Source organism: Anaerostipes faecis (assembly GCF_910574135.1).
GTDB classification, from domain to species: Bacteria; Bacillota; Clostridia; order Lachnospirales; family Lachnospiraceae; genus Anaerostipes; species Anaerostipes hominis.
The window spans coordinates 71237-87640 of record NZ_CAJSYK010000005.1 but is presented as its reverse complement, the minus strand read 5'-3'; the positions used below and the strand labels follow the sequence as shown (position 1 = coordinate 87640).

General features: G+C 44.6%; 13 protein-coding genes and 1 other annotated feature. Of the genes, 3 read left to right on the top strand and 10 right to left on the bottom strand.

From position 1 onward, the window contains the following. Nucleotides 1–8 precede the first annotated feature (8 nt). From QGT46_RS05285 to QGT46_RS05245, 9 genes are all read right to left on the bottom strand, one after another. Complete coding sequence (locus tag QGT46_RS05285) at nt 9–3809, bottom strand: DNA-directed RNA polymerase subunit beta (protein WP_024729149.1); 3801 nt, start codon at nt 3807–3809, stop codon at nt 9–11. Nucleotides 3810–4058: 249 nt separating this feature from the next. Beyond that, on the bottom strand, nt 4059–4427 hold the full coding sequence (rplL, locus tag QGT46_RS05280; protein WP_024729148.1) for a 50S ribosomal protein L7/L12: 369 nt from the start codon (nt 4425–4427) through the stop codon (nt 4059–4061). A 41-nt stretch (nt 4428–4468) separates the two neighbouring features. Next, on the bottom strand, nt 4469–4990 hold the full coding sequence (gene rplJ / locus QGT46_RS05275) for a 50S ribosomal protein L10 (protein ID WP_024729147.1): 522 nt from the start codon (nt 4988–4990) through the stop codon (nt 4469–4471). Between the two features lie 50 nt (nt 4991–5040). Beyond that, nucleotides 5041–5173: a sequence feature (ribosomal protein L10 leader region), on the bottom strand. A gap of 197 nt (nt 5174–5370) precedes the next feature. Beyond that, complete coding sequence (locus QGT46_RS05270; RefSeq protein WP_148459400.1) at nt 5371–6240, bottom strand: cysteine ABC transporter substrate-binding protein; 870 nt, start codon at nt 6238–6240, stop codon at nt 5371–5373. Further along, entirely contained in the window at nt 6227–6991 is a 765-nt protein-coding gene (locus QGT46_RS05265) for an amino acid ABC transporter ATP-binding protein (RefSeq protein ID WP_024729145.1), read from the bottom strand. The genes QGT46_RS05270 and QGT46_RS05265 overlap by 14 nt, the downstream gene beginning before the upstream one ends. A gap of 10 nt (nt 6992–7001) precedes the next feature. Continuing rightward, complete coding sequence (locus QGT46_RS05260) at nt 7002–7679, bottom strand: amino acid ABC transporter permease (RefSeq protein WP_148459401.1); 678 nt, start codon at nt 7677–7679, stop codon at nt 7002–7004. Continuing rightward, a complete protein-coding gene (locus QGT46_RS05255) occupies nt 7660–8319 on the bottom strand; it encodes an amino acid ABC transporter permease (protein WP_148459402.1) in 660 nt (219 codons plus the stop codon). Before QGT46_RS05255 ends, QGT46_RS05260 begins: the two co-directional genes overlap by 20 nt. Nucleotides 8320–8593: 274 nt before the next feature. Beyond that, on the bottom strand, nt 8594–8932 hold the full coding sequence (locus QGT46_RS05250; protein ID WP_148459403.1) for a hypothetical protein: 339 nt from the start codon (nt 8930–8932) through the stop codon (nt 8594–8596). 199 nt (nt 8933–9131) lie between these two features. Then, nucleotides 9132–13592 (bottom strand): hypothetical protein, encoded by a 4461-nt coding sequence (locus tag QGT46_RS05245; RefSeq protein WP_270431854.1) that lies wholly within the window; start codon nt 13590–13592, stop codon nt 9132–9134. A 368-nt stretch (nt 13593–13960) separates the two neighbouring features. On the opposite strand from QGT46_RS05245, the gene QGT46_RS05240 reads away from it, so the two are divergent. From QGT46_RS05240 to QGT46_RS05230, 3 genes are all read left to right on the top strand, one after another. Beyond that, complete coding sequence (locus tag QGT46_RS05240; RefSeq protein WP_270431856.1) at nt 13961–14458, top strand: IS110 family transposase; 498 nt, start codon at nt 13961–13963, stop codon at nt 14456–14458. Further along, a complete protein-coding gene (locus QGT46_RS17225) occupies nt 14442–14576 on the top strand; it encodes an IS110 family transposase (RefSeq protein WP_235824604.1) in 135 nt (44 codons plus the stop codon). The genes QGT46_RS05240 and QGT46_RS17225 overlap by 17 nt, the downstream gene beginning before the upstream one ends. Before the next feature lie 565 nt (nt 14577–15141). Beyond that, nucleotides 15142–15663, top strand: a complete 522-nt coding sequence (locus tag QGT46_RS05230; protein WP_148459405.1) for a hypothetical protein — start codon at nt 15142–15144, stop codon at nt 15661–15663. Nucleotides 15664–15848: 185 nt separating this feature from the next. Here the strand turns inward: QGT46_RS05230 and rfbC are convergent, their stop codons facing one another. Further along, the gene (gene rfbC / locus QGT46_RS05225) at nt 15849–16403 is read right to left on the bottom strand and encodes a dTDP-4-dehydrorhamnose 3,5-epimerase (protein ID WP_148459406.1); all 555 of its coding nucleotides are present in this window, start codon (nt 16401–16403) and stop codon (nt 15849–15851) included. Between the last annotated feature and the right edge of the window lies 1 nt (nt 16404).

Sequence of the window (16404 nt, the reverse complement as noted above, 5' to 3'; positions counted from 1 at the left end):
CTGCACTTCTATGAAATAGTAGTGTCTTCGCCATCTTCAAAGTTCCCCTCTTTAAATCCTAAAGCTCCCAGGGAATCTTCGTTTTCTTCATAATTATTAAATACGCTGTCGCCTTCGATCATCGGTTTCAGATCCTGGTTGGTGTCAGCCAGGTCTACATTTTCCTTGATCTCGACTTCCTCCGCATTTTCATCGAGTACCTTGACATCTAATGCCAGAGACTGAAATTCTTTCAGCAATACCTTGAAGGATTCCGGAATACCCGGCTCAGGAATGTTATCACCTTTGATGATCGCTTCGTATGTCTTCACACGTCCGATGACATCATCGGATTTCACTGTCAGGATCTCCTGCAGTGTATAGGATGCCCCATATGCTTCCAGGGCCCAAACTTCCATCTCTCCGAAGCGCTGTCCGCCGAACTGCGCCTTACCTCCCAGCGGCTGCTGAGTAACCAGAGAGTACGGTCCTGTTGATCGTGCATGGATCTTATCATCAACCAAATGGTGGAGTTTCAGGTAGTGCATGAATCCGATCGTAACAGGGCTGTCAAACTCTTCACCGGTACGTCCGTCTCTCAGCCTTACTTTTCCGGTTCTGTCGAACGGCACGCCTTCCCAATCCTTTTTGTGATCCTGATTTTCTCTTAAATATTCAATCACTTTATCGTCAACGCGGTCTTTCCATTTCGCCTCGAAATCTTCCCAGCTGGTGTTGGCAAAATCATTGGCCATTTCCAGTGTGACAGCAATATCATCCTCGTCAGCTCCGTTGAATACCGGAGTTGCAACGTTAAATCCTAATACTTTTGCCGCAAGGGACAGATGGATCTCCAGCACCTGCCCGATGTTCATACGTGACGGCACACCCAGCGGGTTCAGCACGATATCCAGCGGACGTCCGTTCGGAAGGTACGGCATATCCTCCACCGGAAGGATACGGGAAATAACACCCTTGTTACCGTGACGGCCGGCCATCTTATCTCCCACAGAAATCTTTCTCTTCTGTGCGATATAGACGCGGACTGTTTTATTTACTCCAGGAGGCAGTTCGTCTCCGTTTTCTCTTGTAAAGATCTTGGTATCCATAACGACACCGTAAGCTCCGTGAGGAACCCTTAAAGAGGTGTCTCTGACTTCCCTTGCCTTCTCACCGAAGATGGCACGGAGCAGGCGTTCCTCCGCCGTCAGTTCTGTCTCTCCCTTCGGAGTTACTTTTCCGACTAAGATGTCTCCCGCACGGACTTCTGCTCCGATACGGATAATACCGTTTTCATCCAGGTCTTTTAATACGTCTTCGCTTAAGCCTGCCAGGTCCCTTGTGATCTCTTCTTGTCCAAGTTTCGTATCACGGGCTTCTGCCTCATACTCTTCGATGTGAACAGAAGTATACACATCTTCCTGTACCAGGCGCTCGCTTAACAGGACGGCATCCTCGTAGTTATAACCTTCCCAGGTCATAAATCCAATCAGAGGGTTTTTGCCAAGAGCCATCTCTCCGCTCTTTGTGGACGCTCCGTCTGCCAGGATATCATCCTTTTTCACACGGTCCCCCTCGAAAACGATCGGACGCTGGTTCATACAGTTCCCCTGGTTGCTCCTTGCAAATTTGATTACATTGTAAATGTCTTTGCCGCCGTCGGAGTCTCTGCGCACAATGATTTTTGTGCTGGTGGATTTCTCTACCACTCCGTCGTTCTTGGCCACGATACATACGCCGGAGTCAAAGGCAGCCTTGGACTCCATACCGGTTCCCACCACAGGTGCCTCTGTAGAGAGCAGCGGAACAGCCTGACGCTGCATGTTGGACCCCATCAGCGCACGGTTCGCATCGTCATTTTCAAGGAACGGGATCATTGACGTAGCCACTGAGAATACCATCTTAGGGGATACATCCATCAGATCCAGATTTGCTTTATCGAATTCTGAAGTATCTTCGCGGAAACGGCCGGATACATGGGCGTGAACGAAATGTCCGTCCTCATCCAGAGGCTCATTCGCCTGAGCTACAACAAAATTATCTTCTTCATCCGCGGTAAGGTATACAACATTGTCCGTAACGACCGGATTCTCAGGATCCGTCTTATCCAATACACGATATGGAGCCTCAATAAATCCATACTCGTTGATCCTTGCATAGGTCGCCAGAGAGTTGATCAGACCGATGTTCGGACCTTCCGGGGTCTCGATCGGACACATTCTTCCATAATGGGAGTAGTGTACGTCACGCACCTCGAATCCTGCACGGTCTCTGGACAATCCTCCAGGACCCAATGCAGACAGACGACGCTTATGTGTCAGCTCAGACAGCGGATTGTTGTGATCCATGAACTGAGAAAGCTGGGAGCTTCCGAAGAACTCCTTCACTGCCGCGGTCACCGGTTTAATATTGATCAGAGACTGAGGTGTGATGGTCTCGATATCCTGGGTCGTCATTCTCTCTCGGACAACTCTTTCCAGCCTGGAAAGACCGATTCGGTACTGGTTCTGCAGCAGTTCTCCCACCGCTCTGATACGGCGGTTGCCTAAGTGGTCAATATCATCATGGTTTCCGATGCCGTATTCCAGATGCATATTATAGTTAATAGAAGCTAAAATATCTTCCTTTGTAATGTGTTTCGGAATCAGGTCGTGAATGTTCTTTTTCACTGCCGCTTTTAATTCGTCACCGCTTAAACCTTCTGCCAGAATCTTCTCCAGCACAGGGTAAAATACATTCTCGTGGATGCCAAGTTCTTCCGGATCAAAGTCTACATATTCGGCCAGGTTTACGGTCATATTAGATAATACTTTTGTATTGCCGAATTCGGTCTGGATCAGCACACTCTGAACAGCGGCATTCTGGATCTTATCCGCCAGTTCCAGCGTAACTTCTGTTCCCGCTTCCGCAAGGATCTCCCCTGTGGAAGTATCGATCACATCCTCTGCCAACATATGGCCTGTGATGCGGTTCCTGAATGCCAGCTTTTTATTGAACTTGTAGCGTCCTACTTTTGCCAGATCATAGCGTCTCGGGTCAAAGAACATGCTGTTGATCAGGCTCTCTGCACTGTCCACAGACAAAGGCTCACCCGGACGGATCTTTTTGTATAACTCTAATAAACCGTCCTCATAGTTGTCAGACGGATCTTTCTCCATACTCGCAAGAATCTTCGGCTCTTCTCCGAATAATTCTTTGATCTCTGCATTGGTTCCGATTCCGAGGGCACGGATCAATACAGTGATCGGCACTTTCCTTGTACGGTCCACACGCACATTGAAAATGTCATTGGAGTCTGTCTCGTACTCAAGCCATGCACCACGGTTTGGAATCACTGTGGCAGAGTATAATTTCTTACCGATCTTATCGTGGGCAATTCCATAGTAGATACCCGGAGAACGCACCAGCTGACTGACAATAACACGTTCCGCTCCGTTGATCACAAATGTACCTGTATCTGTCATCAAAGGTAAGTCGCCCATGAAAATGTCGTGCTGTTTGATTTCATCCGTTTCCTTATTATGAAGTCTTACTTTCACCTTCATCGGAGCGGCATATGTGGCATCCCTCTCCTTACACTCTTCGATGGAATACTTGATATCATCCCTGCACAGCTTAAAATCGATGAATTCCAGGCTAAGCTGATCGCTGTAATCCCCAATTGGAGAAATGTCCTCAAATACCTCTTTGAGTCCTTCCCCCAAGAACCAGTTGTAAGAGTCCTTTTGAATTTCAATAAGGTTCGGTACTTCCAAGACGTCATCTTGTCTCGCATAACTCATCCTTATGCTCGTACCCGATTTCATTGGTTGAATTCTGTTTTTTTCCATGGACGTGTTCACCTCTTGATTTCTACATGGTTTATATACTACTTCTGATTGTGCGAATCTCTCACAATTTATATAACGAAAAAAAGGCTTGGCTATGGGCATACAATCCCATATTAAAGCATCGCTTAATAATACCACAGTGTCTATGCCATGTCAAGCACAAATTTCAATAGACGCAAAAAGAATCGGCTGGCCAAACCAGTCCGATTCTTTCATGAAGTTTTCTTACATTAGATATTGAACAAAGAACTATTTTAAAGTTACTTTTGCCCCTTCGCCCTCTAATTTAGCTTTGATATCTTCTGCTTCTGCTTTAGATGCAGCTTCTTTGATCACTTTAGGAGCTCCGTCAACTAATTCTTTTGCTTCTTTTAATCCTAAGCCAGTTACTTCACGAACGACTTTGATAACTTTAACCTTAGCTCCGCCGATCTCTGTAAGCTCTACGTCGAATTCATCTTTTTCTTCAGCTGCTGCACCGTCTGCTGCTCCGCCTGCTGCTACTACAACACCTGCTGCTGCAGATACACCGAATTCTTCTTCGCATGCTTTTACTAATTCATTTAATTCTAATACTGATAAACCTTTAATAACTTCAATGATTTCCTGAGTTGTCATTTTTATTTCCTCCTAATAATTAATTTAATGTAAACCGTCGATTATTCAGCAGCTTCTGTTGCTTCTTCTGCCGGAGCTTCTCCGTCTTTCTCTGCGATCTGTTTAATAACACGAGCAAAGTTGGTAATCGGAGACTGAATGCTTCCGAGGAATTTCGCAAGTAATTCGTCTCTTGACGGAATGCTTGCGATAACCTGTACGCCGTCTTTGTCGTAGAATGTTCCTTCTACAACTGCAGATTTCAGGTTGAATACTTCAATGTTCTTTGCGTATTTTGCCAAGATCCTTGCCGGTGCAGTTGCGTCTGTTTTGGAAACAGCCATCGCAGTCGGTCCGGTAAGGTCAGCAGTCAACGGTTCGAATTCCGTATCTTTTACCGCAAAACGAATCATTGTATTTTTGTATACCTTGTACTCTACACCTGCTTCTCTTAATTCCTTACGCATTGCTGTATCTTCTTCTACAGAGATACCGCGGTAAGAAACTAAAACTGCTGACTGAGCATCTGTAAGCAATTCTTTGATTTCGTTAACGATAGGTTGTTTTAATTCTACTTTTGCCATGATGAAATGGTGCACCTCCTTGATTTATTTTAGTGTACCGCCGCGTGGATCTGAATATAAAAAAAGTCTTTTGTCCGCAAGACAAAAGACACAATTAGTCCAATACTAATTATCATCCTCGGCAGGCCGTTCTTCGTTACGCCATACGGCACCTGCTGTCTTCGGCAGTGATACTTTTAGTAATATATCATATGGTGCCGAAAACGTCAACCAGTTTTTTTATATTTATTGTGTTTCCTGAGATTCCGTAATTTATTCCGGCAACACCTCCGTCAGGTCATAGTTCTTCCCTATACTTGTGACTCCAAAATATTTCATGCAGGAACTCAGCAAAGAAACCGACCAGGACACTCTCCGGAGTTTCCTGATCGGTCTTTGTCTTACTTATATTCTTTTAATTCTTTTTCGTTCATGATAACTGTGTCAGCCTCAACCGTCTTTCCGTAAACCGGAAGCAGGGTCTTCTTATAGTCCTTCTCAAAGAATCCTTCCTTCGTAAGTTTGGTAATCTCATCATCGAGCCAGCTCTTCAGATCATCATTTCCCTTTTTGACAGCCGGTGCGATAAAGTCATGTTCGCCGAGAGATTTGATCCCAGTGGTAAATCCTTTATTCTCCCTTGCCCATGCATATACCAGTGTATTGTCATGTGCCAGCGCGGCTCCTCTGCCGTCCTTTAATGCGTTGAAAGCTTCCGTATTCTGATCATATTTTAAAAGCTCAATATCCGGATACTTCTGTGTGAAATAAGTCTCCGCAGTGGTTCCCTTGTTGACGATCAGCTTCTTTCCTTTTAACTGTTTTACATCGGTAATAACTTTTCCGTTTGGAGAAACCACACCGAGAGAAACTTTCATATATGGAAGTGCATAATCCACGACTTCTTTTCTCTCGTCAGTGACCGTAAAGTTTGCGAGGATCACGTCTACCTTGTTGCTCTGTAAGAATTCCACACGGCTCGCCGCTTCTACCAGCACAAATTCCACCTTGTTTTCATCTCCGAGCAAATCTTTTGCGAGACGGTGGGCAAGTACAACATCGTATCCCTGATTCTTTCCATTTTTATCTACATATCCGAACGGCGGTTTGTCACTGAATACACCGACCTTGATCTTCCCGTTCTTCTTAATCTGTTCTACAGAAGACTGATTGTCGCTTTTTTCTGATTTTTTGTTTCCGCAGCCCGTCATCAGCCCCATAGCCATGCTGAGAACTGCCAGTACTACTAAGATCCTGCTAAATTTCTTCATCTTTTTTCATCTCCTCAAAATTAAACATGTTTAAAAACTTCTTTGCCCGTTCTGTCTGCGGATGTTCAAAAAACTCTCTCGGAGTATTTTCTTCCACAATGCGTCCCTCGTCAATGAAGATCACCCGGTCAGCCACAGCCTTCGCAAACTGCATCTCGTGGGTCACGATCGCCATCGTCATTCCCTGCTTTGCCAGTTCCAGCATAACATCAAGGACCTCCCTGACCATCTCCGGATCTAACGCTGCTGTCACTTCGTCAAACAGCATGATCTCCGGATTCATACAGAGAGATCTGACGATGGCGACTCTCTGCTTCTGTCCGCCGGACAGCTGTCTGGGGTAGGCATCCTTCTTCTCTTCCAGTCCGACTCTTTTGAGCAGGGCAACTGCCATCTCTTTTACCTCTTTAGAGTCTCTTTTCTGTGCTTTCGTAGGACCGAGAAGGATATTGTCCAGAATGGTCATGTGGGGAAAAAGATCATAACTTTGAAATACCATACCGATCTTCTGGCGGATCAGATGCCACGGCACCTTCCCGTCCGAAAGGCTCTGCCCGTCCAGGCTGATCTCTCCGTCCTGAAATTCTTCCAGTCCGTTGATACACCGAAGCAGTGTGCTCTTTCCGCATCCGGAAGGCCCCAGTATAACGACTACCTCTCCCTTATTTATATCAAAAGAGATATCTTTTAATACCTCTGTCTCCCCAAATGCTTTTTTCAGATGACTGATCTTCAATAACTCATTTCCCATTTGCTAACTCCTAACTTTGCCATTTTGCTTCCAGCCTCTTAGCCACGATGGAAATCGGATAGCAGAGGATGAAGTATAAGAAAAATATAAATCCATAGACCCAGAGCGGTGCCGCAGGCGTATTTAAAATACCTCCTTCAATGATCTGCTGTCCGACTTTCAGCACCTCCACCACGCCGATGATCACGACGAGTGATGTCGTTTTCACCATCCTTGTGGCAAGATTTATCGCACCGGGAAGTACTCTTCTTACGGTCTGCGGAACTAAAATGTAGCGGTAGATCTGCAGTTTCGTAAGTCCCAGGGACAGGCCGCTCTCCGTCTGATGCTTCGGCATGGAAGTCACGGCTCCCCGCACGATATCTCCCATCTCTGCAGTTCCCCACATGGTAAACACTACAATGGAGATAAACTCACCTTCCAGATGGATTCCCATGGCCCTTGTGAGTCCGAAGTAAAATAAAAACAGCCACACCAGAATCGGAATGATACGGATAGCCTCAAGATAAAACCGGCAGACCGCTTTTACAATTAAATTCTTTGAGGTCATGATGATCCCGAATATCACCCCGAATATCAATGAAAGCACGACTGCGATCAGGGCAATCTTAATGGTCACAGCCAAACCGGACATGAGCCGTGCCATATTCTGTCCTTCAAATAAAATATTAATTCCCGAAGCCAGCATACCGAGCCTTCCTTTCTAACACACTGAAAATAAACGATATCGGAAGCAAAATGATTAAATATGCAACGACGAGCATAAACAGTGCTTCATTTGTTTTATAATACATGCCAATTAAGTCTTTCGCCACAAACATAAGGTCCGCAAGAGCAATCGCACTGAACACCGAGGTCTCCTTCAGAAGAAAAATCACATTGGCCCCCACCGACGGCATGGCGATGGCCAAAGCCTGCGGCAGTATAATATAACGCATCAGCTGAGGCTTTGTAAGCCCGATGCTCAAACCGGATTCTTCCTGGATCTTATTGACCGCCTCCAGTCCTCCGCGGAACGCCTCTGACATATAGCTGGCACCGAGAAACGTCAGCCCGATCACAGCGATGACAAAAGCATTTAATTTAATTCCGATCTTGGGCAGTCCATAGTACAGAAAAAACAGCTGGATCAGCAGAGGCGTATTTCTGGAAAGCTCTATATAAATTCCTACAACCCTGTTCAGCACAGGAACTCTATAATAACGGACCATAGAACACAAGAATCCGATCATCACTGACAGCACGACGCCCAGAGCCCCGATTCCCAACGTCAGTTTCGTTGCCTCTATATAGAGAGGTATGTTTCGTTCTATAAATAACCAATCCATTTTATGTCCCTTCTACATTTCATACTTTTTTGGTATGTATTATATGAAATAGTATAAACTCCATTTTAAACCTTGTCAATATAAGACATCCGAAATTAATCGTACATTTTTCTATGGAAAAAGTCAACTTTTGTATTCACTTCTTTCCTTTAGTCTATGCCTTTTTTCAAGAGAAAGTTCGTTATGTAAAACTTTACCTCTGTTAAACAGAGAAAAAAGGAGGCAGTATACTATGCAATGTCATTAAGTTAAGGTGGCATTTAGCAAACTGCTCTCAAAAAAACAAAAAACGGATAGACATTTCATAGTCAGGGTACTTGCTGCTGGGAATAAAGTCAAATCTTGCCTGTTTGGTCATGTTTTTGTATTTTTCTTTGTTCACAGCATACGGATCGGTAGAGTGCCTTGTGATAACAATATCTTTTGTGATGTCAAAGACTTCACCAGCAGGTAAATTCAACCCGGATAAAATACTGCCATTGTTTTTAGTTGATTTTAAACCGACGACATAGTCGAATAGTTTTTCTTCCACATGAACAAAAAAATTGTAGTTTTCATAGTCTCTGTCAGCCGTAATGATAACAGGAAACCATTTCGGTAGACGTTCTGTCATAGTAACAACAGCTGCAAGCAGTCTATACCCTTTAAAAAGCTTGACATCTTGTGGAATAGAAGAAAATATATTAAAAAAACGGACATACCCTTTTCTTTGATATATCCGTTTTTTGTTTTTTTGAGAGCAGTTTACTCAATGCCACCTTAACTTAATGACATTGACCAAAAGTAGGGCCGCTTTCTCATAAAAACAATTTTTAACATTTCCGCCTTTTCAAAACTGCAATCAGAGCGCCAGCTGTACCAACCAGTAACAATACATATCCTAACAAATTATTTCTGTCAGAGGTCTGTACAATGTTGGCGTCTGCAATCCAGTTGCCATTGGTATCAATATTGGTGTCCGCAATACCGTCACCGTCTGTATCAATGTTGATATCTGCTTTTCCGTGACCATCTGTATCAATGTTGATATCCGGAACGCCGTCACCGTCTATGTCGATGTTAATGTCCGGAATGCCGTCACCATCTGTGTCAATATTGATGCCGCCCTGTGGTCCCGTTGGTTTGTCAGGGTTGTCTGGACTATCAGGATCGTCCGGGTTATCCGGATTGTCTGGATCTTCCGGGAAAATCGGTATAGTCGGTTTCTCCGGCGATACCGGTTTGGATTCAGGCTTTAATTCACCATCGTTTGGATGATCTTGATCTGCCGGCTCCTTTGGAGTTCCCGGATCCTTAGGCGTATCTGTTTTTTCTTTTTCGTCCGGTGTTAATCCGGATGCTTTTGCAATATTCTTCACTTCTCCCGTGCCTACGATTGCATAAAACTCTACCGTTGCACTTTCAGCGCCGTAAAGATCACCTACATAAACACCGACCGTCTTTTCTTTATCGTCATAACCATCATTTCTTTTTCCGGTATCATTATGCAGTTCTTTTACTGTTTTTCCATCTCTCATGACAGTAATCGGCTGTGTAGAATCCAGTTCCAGCCCTGCCGGAAGCGGATCGACAATTGCCGCATTATACCACACGCTGCCCAGCATTGTATTCCTGATTGTAATCGTGTACTTGATTACATCACCAGGTCTTGCTTTTCCTGACTCTCTTGTAGTATTTTCAGCATTTTTTACAAGCGTAAGATCTGCTTCGGTCGGGCTTTCCGGAACGATTTCTTCAGGCAGTGACGGCGCGCTTGGCGTTCCCTGTCCCGGATAGTCTTTATCATCGTCGTCCGGATATGCGGGATTTCCCGGCTTGCCCTCGATATCATCTCCCGGTGTAATCCCTGTCGTGCCATCCGGTGTTCCCGTCGGCTTGTCATAATCCTCCGGATCAAAATCTCCCGGTTTTACTTCATCCGGATCATCCGGATCACCACTGTATTCATAACCGGATGCGGTTGCGATATTCTTGAGTTCGTTTTTCTGCGCGTCTGTATAGCTGTCTGCTACTTTTGCCAGGAAGGTTACCTGATAAACTTCACCGCCCATAACCTGATCTGCAGCAGGTACTTTTAGGATTCTGGTGGTTTCATCAAAATAGTTGTCCGGGATCATCTGGATTGTGCCGTCAGGCTTATGTAACTTGATGGTGCCCTTCTGCAGTTCCAGCATTTCCGGAAGTTTATCCCATACGATAACATTCGTCCAGACTGTACCGATTTTTTTATTAGTTGTAGAAATCGTATACTTGATGGTGTCCCCGGCTTTTACCGGTTTGTCCGGATAATACAGATTCACAGCTTTCTTTGTAGTTTCCGGCACAGGGCTTCCATGGTAAAGAGGGACTTTTAAGGTGAAAGTCAGTTTGCTTTCCTTATATGCGCTGGTTGCAGGCTGTTTCACTTGAATGTCTACAGTACCGCTGCCCTTTACTTTCACATAGTACAGCTTGCTGCCGTCCAGCTGCTTTTCTTCTATAATTTCCGCAAGGTTCTTGTCTCCTTTGACAAAACTAAACTCAAACGGCGCTTTACTGTCTGTTGTAATATCCAGCGGGAAGTAGTAATAGCCGTCTTTATGCGCAAGTAAATCATCAAAATTCTTGGTTAAAGTATCTTTATCCTGAATCTGTACTTTCGCCGCTTTATCAGTTGCATCTTCTACCTTAAAGTTTGCATTGTCAATCGGAACGATAATAATATCCGGCGATGCTGACGCTTTGCTTTCATAATAGTTCTTGTCAGGTGTATACTTTATTTCGATTTTATGTTTATTGCCTGCGATAGGATCCAGAATCCAGGAGTCGTCCGCGCTTGGTACATAATGATAGGTTATCACCGTGTGATTGCGTTCGTCTTCTTTTTTCTCTTGGGAAACCGTCATCTCAGCCGGATTGTCTTTGCTGTCAGGATCTAACTTAACCGGTTTTCCTAACGGCTTTCCGTCAATATAAAACTGCGCTTCGCCGGTTGGATATCCACAAGTTACAGCAGTATCATCAGCGCTGACAATGTCCGCAACAATCTCGATCGTGTTGCTCGACTCTGTGCCTACTACGGCTCTCGTCGCGCTAATCGTTGTTTTTGAATTTACTTTTTGAATCTCCGCAAAGCCAGTTGCACGATGTCCCCAGTAACTCTTAGCAAAATCGCTGCCTGGTTTAGTAAATTCGCCAGAAGTCACAGTCAACAGATAATATCCTGCATCTGACAGGCTCTGGTCTCCTCCGGTATTCGGAATGGCAGCTCCAATTTCCTTATCATACTGCAGGTAGGAATACTCCATCTTCGTGTTATCGAGTAAGTACTTATTGTCTTTTTTCCCTGTATAAATACCTTTTCCGTCATTATAGCTTGTCAAATCTAATGTTCCGAAAGGTTTTCCGTCATATTTTTTAACGAGATTCTTCGCATAATCTTCCGGCAGCGTAAAATCTACATATCGCTTCAGCTCAGTATTTCCGTCGCCTACTTCCGGTACATAAAACGGTTCAAATGAAACCTTGTCTGTTCCATCGAATATTGCAAAATCAACCTTGATTTCTTTGCCTGCAGCTGATGCCGGCAACCATAGATACAGCTTGCCTTTATCGGTTTTACTTGGCGCGCCGTAAGGATAGTTTGCGCCGCCGATAGATAAATCCCATTCTTCAATATCATCATCTCGCTCACCGAGAGGCTGGTCGCCAACCTTTTCACCACCAAGGTCAATGGTAACCATCTTTACTTCTGTTGTCTTTGCATCATCTGCATAGGCTTTCCCGTCACTGCTTTGGAATTTTCCGCCGTTTACGGATCCGCCGGAAACGATAACCGTTCCGCCGGCGCCGCCGATATCATTCCAGCCGCTTACTGAATATGGAAGCAATGTGCCTCCGGTTACCTTAATGGTATTGCCTGTAGCTGTTGTTCCGCAGGCGCCGCCAAACGCATTTCCGTGCGCGCCGCCCACAGATTGTAAATATCCTCCGTTGATGAAGATATTACCGCAGGTGCCCGTTCCGTTTTTCCTTATGTCGGTCGGGTCCGAGCCCCACTGCTTCGGATGTGATTCTGCGCCGGCGCTGTATCCGGCTCCAATACCTGCCGCATGATAAGCGCCCTTTGCATAAACTTTGGCGGAATTGAAAATCATTGTTCCCCCGTTTGCGCCCTTGTCACCTCCGGAGCTTGGTCTTTTTATTCCGCTTCCCATACCGATGCCGGCGCCTGCATCAGTAAGTCCGCTGCCGGTAGTTCCTCTGGCATCAATGTCGCCTCCATTAAAGACCATGGTGCCGCCGTTTTCCATAGGTCCTGTACCAATTCCGGCAGATGCAGCTCCGCCTCTTGCCACCAGTTTTCCGATATTCGTACTGTTTAATCTGCGCAAAGAGTCGCCGGCTTTTAACTGATCGCCGTTTGCCAAAGTAACATCCTCGCCGATCATGCCGTTCTTCGGTGTTACCATATCTCCATATGTATCCCAGTTTGGCACACTATCGTCAATATACAGAGTAGAGCCACCTCCGCAATGCAGCCCTGCAGTTGCGTAACCTGTCGCATCCAAAGTATTTGTCGTTCCATCTGCCAGAGTAAGGTAACATACTGTCGGCGTCATCAAATTAAACGGCGCATAACTGTGAATATTTACGCCAGCCAGGGTTACATGCGCTTCAATATTCGGCGCAATTTGAATACCGATGGCATTGGCTGCAGCTGGATTCGCATTTTTAATGGTCAGACTTTTGTCCGTTTTGATTAACAGCACATTCTTGCCACCCTGACCTGCATTGGTAACTTCGTAGTCTGTGCCTTCAACGCCGCCTGTCACAACATAACCGCTTTCTGCAGCTGATACGCGAGCTTCCGCGCTGGCTTTCATAACTTTACGTTTGCTCTTTTCATCATCCTGCCCAGATGCCAGCGCATCATCAGTGTCGGAGCCCCCCTCATCGGGTTCAGATACATCTTCATCAGCTCCCGTATTTTCTTCTACATCAGAGGAATCCGGAAGTTCTCCCTCATCTTCTGATTCCGAAACATCCGGCGGTGTCTCTGTGTCTACAGCTTCATCTTCCGATTCCGAAACACCCGGAGATGCCTCTTCATCTGTTTCCGTTCCCGAATTTTCTACGGACTCAATGTCAGCGCTGTTATAATTGCTGGCAACAAAATCACATGCCCAGGTCGGGTACATATTCATGATAAGCAAAAGAAAAGCACAAAAAAGTACACCAATCTTTTTGTAAGCAGATTTGTGCTTTTTCCTGCTCTGCGTCTCTCTCCTCATTACTATGCCTCCTCGTATAATATCTTTTAGATACATTAAATGTACCTTGATAACTAAATAAAATTTGTTCAATAGGCTTAGTAAAGCCCATGGTATAATTGTTCCTTAGTGTCAATCAGGTAATAGTTCTGTTACCTCCTGTTGAACCAGAAATGGTTGCTTCATAGTGAGTCTGTTCCCCTGACACGGATGTTAGCTTCAAACCTGCTGGCTGTTTGTCTGAGTCTATGGATTGCCATCTGGCAGTATGGTTCGCGTCAATCCATCTCAGACTGGATTCTTATACGCGAGGGTGTCGATGCTCCGTGATCATGGGTTTTACCAAGCCGATTGAACACTCAAATACAACATAGAAAGAAGGTGATATCATGAACCCACTTTACGTCGGTATTGATGTGAGCAGCAAATCCAATGTCGTCTATCTGATGCTTCCTGACGGCAGTAAACATAGCAACTTCTCTGTGGCTAACTCGCAGGACGGATCCGCTCAAATGGTAAAAAGGATCTTTTCCGCTGTAACATCCCATTCCCTTGACACGGTAACTATCGGCCTCGAAGCCACCTCTGTTTATGGCGACAATCTCGTGTACTTCTTAAGGGAAGATGCCATTCTGACACCCTACAACCGGAAAATCCATGTCCTCAATCCTAAGCAGGTCAAAAAGTTCAAAGAGGCATACAATGACCTGCCCAAGAATCATTATGTGGACTCCTTCATCATTGCTGACTGCCTGCGTTTCGGTAGAATCAACAAAGAGGTTTATCTTGGAGATTACCGCCCAAGCAGAACTCCTGTCAAATGTGTTGATATCCATTCCGGGTATAGGTCCCGTTATTTCTGCCGGAATCATGGCGGAGATTGGTGATATCAACCGTTTTCCGAGCCAATCACAGCTCGGTAAGTATGCCGGTCTTGCATGGAGACAGCATCAGTCTGGTGACTTTGAAGCTGAAAACACAAAACAGATACAATCCGGCAACTGACTTTTAAAATATTACCTGTGTGAAGGCGCCTTGTCTCTCGTGAGATGTGACACGGAGTACAGCAACTTCTATCACTCCAAATATAAGGAAGTGAACAGGTATCAACACAAACGTGCACTCGCATTAACTGCCCGTAAATTTGTGCGGTTGGTCTTTGCACTGCTCAAAGACAATCGTCTATATCGTTCGGCAGAATAGTTTTACTATCTGCTGATGAGTCCGCCCTGCTCATTTAAAAAAAACTGGTCGACAAGGCTTGGGTAGGTGTGTCCATTTTTATGGATTTATGACAAAAAACAATCAAATTTTTTATCAATTACCTATTGACATATCACCGCTGCACTTATTGATTGTTCATTCCTAATGATTCTTATTATTATACTACTCTATAAATGAAAAATCAATGTGAGAAACAAATCACATCAAAAAGGTACAAAATTTTACAAAACTTCGCCAAAATAACAAAAGGAGGGGACCGGTTAATCCAGAAAAGGATTTTAAACGCCATCGAAAACTTGGTTTTTCTGCAGTAATTAGACTCATTTTATCTATGGGAAGTGCTCCATTGGGACAGGAACTTCTCAAATACTTTCAATTTGATTCCAACTTTCCTTCTGTTTCAGCGTTCATTCAGCAACGCCAAAAGATAAAGCCAGAAGCTTTTTCGACACTTTTTAAAAGATTTTCTTCTATTCCACAAGATGTCAAGCTTTTTAAAGGGTATAGACTGCTTGCAGCTGTTGTTACTATGACAGAACGTCTACCGAAATGGTTTCCTGTTATCATTACGGCTGACAGAGGCTATGAAAACTACAATTTTTTTGCTCATGTGGAAGAAAAACTATTCGACTATGTCGTCAGTTTAAAATCAACTAAAAACAATGGCAGTATTTTATCCGGGTTGAATTTACCTGCTGGTGAAGTCTTTGACATCACAAAAGATATTGTTATCACAAGGCACTCTACCGATCCGTATGCTGTGAACAAAGAAAAATACAAATACATGACCAAAATGGAAACAATACTTTTGTCCCCAAACTTCGGGCAATGCTTTCTAGCGAAGTGTTTCCTTCCAGATATTTTGTGACAGCGGACAGTTTCATTTCAAAAGAATATTTGGAATGTTGTCCCATAAAATATGCTCCTCCTTATCGTGACAGTTTTTTATTTGATCTGACTACTATAAGGGGAGCATATCAGTCAGCCCGTACGCCGGCTTTTCTATATTTTTCTCTATATTTCCTATCACACTGCTATAATAACAGCTATCTTTTAAAACTTAAAAGTGTCCTTTAATCCGGACCATTTTTGATCTTTTTCTGAGATCACCAGCTCTGTACCCTCTTCAAGCGGCCATTTAATACCGATGTCAGGGTCATCCCACCTGATCCCACCTTCATCTCCGGGGTGGTAAAAGTCTGTACACTTATAGCAAAATTCCGCCTCCTCTGAGAGGACAAGGAAGCCATGGGCAAACCCTTCCGGAATATAAAACTGCTTTTTATTCTCTGCGGATAATTCTACCCCAAACCACTTTCCGTAAGTTTGAGAATCTTTTCTCAGGTCCACCGCCACATCAAACACCTTACCACGGACGACGCGCACCAGCTTTCCCTGCGGATACTGTTTCTGAAAATGAAGTCCCCTGAGGACCCCCTTTACTGACATGGACTGATTATCCTGTACAAAGGTCATGCCAAGCCCTGCCTCTTCAAAATCCCTTTGGTTATACGTCTCCATGAAATATCCCCGCTCATCCGGAAACACTGCCGGCTCAATGATATGCAGTCCTTCAATATCACAGTCTGTAACCTTAATCTTTCCCATC

Bases quoted from the DNA above. Each gene is read 5' to 3' on its own strand.
- QGT46_RS17225 (WP_235824604.1), top strand. From the start codon at position 14,442: ATGGCGGAGATTGGTGATATCAACCGTTTTCCGAGCCAATCACAGCTC.
- QGT46_RS05245 (WP_270431854.1), bottom strand. From the start codon at position 13,592: ATGAGGAGAGAGACGCAGAGCAGGAAAAAGCACAAATCTGCTTACAAA.
- rfbC (WP_148459406.1), bottom strand. From the start codon at position 16,403: ATGGGAAAGATTAAGGTTACAGACTGTGATATTGAAGGACTGCATATC.
- QGT46_RS05260 (WP_148459401.1), bottom strand. From the start codon at position 7,679: ATGCTGGCTTCGGGAATTAATATTTTATTTGAAGGACAGAATATGGCA.
- QGT46_RS05270 (WP_148459400.1), bottom strand. From the start codon at position 6,240: ATGAAGAAATTTAGCAGGATCTTAGTAGTACTGGCAGTTCTCAGCATG.
- QGT46_RS05285 (WP_024729149.1), bottom strand. From the start codon at position 3,809: ATGGAAAAAAACAGAATTCAACCAATGAAATCGGGTACGAGCATAAGG.
- QGT46_RS05250 (WP_148459403.1), bottom strand. From the start codon at position 8,932: ATGACAGAACGTCTACCGAAATGGTTTCCTGTTATCATTACGGCTGAC.
- rplJ (WP_024729147.1), bottom strand. From the start codon at position 4,990: ATGGCAAAAGTAGAATTAAAACAACCTATCGTTAACGAAATCAAAGAA.
- rplL (WP_024729148.1), bottom strand. From the start codon at position 4,427: ATGACAACTCAGGAAATCATTGAAGTTATTAAAGGTTTATCAGTATTA.
- QGT46_RS05240 (WP_270431856.1), top strand. From the start codon at position 13,961: ATGAACCCACTTTACGTCGGTATTGATGTGAGCAGCAAATCCAATGTC.
- QGT46_RS05255 (WP_148459402.1), bottom strand. From the start codon at position 8,319: ATGGATTGGTTATTTATAGAACGAAACATACCTCTCTATATAGAGGCA.
- QGT46_RS05265 (WP_024729145.1), bottom strand. From the start codon at position 6,991: ATGGGAAATGAGTTATTGAAGATCAGTCATCTGAAAAAAGCATTTGGG.